1 pseudogene is annotated in these 230 nt (G+C 47.0%); it reads right to left on the minus strand.

Annotation, left to right across the window (positions count from 1 at the left end):
* Positions 1 to 230, minus strand: a pseudogene (locus tag NXS07_RS21505) (structural protein); the annotation flags it as partial.

A 230-nucleotide genomic window follows, 5' to 3' on the forward strand; every position in this document is an offset into this window, starting at 1 on the left:
TCATTTGAATACGGTTGCTTGCCGTTCTCGTGCTGAATGATCGACTTGGCCAACACAATCAACGTCACTTTATCGACACTAATCACCTGATGGGGATCGACACCTAACGCCTTGGCCACACCCTTGATATAAGCCGAAGTGTTGTTTTCCACATTTGGTGCCCAGCGGTCTATCATCTTCGCGACGGTCTGATAGCCTTTTTTATGGTAATTGCACAACAGCTTCATCAG

Origin of the sequence: Xenorhabdus bovienii (assembly GCF_024721015.1) — a bacterium.
GTDB lineage: Bacteria > Pseudomonadota > Gammaproteobacteria > Enterobacterales > Enterobacteriaceae > Xenorhabdus > Xenorhabdus bovienii.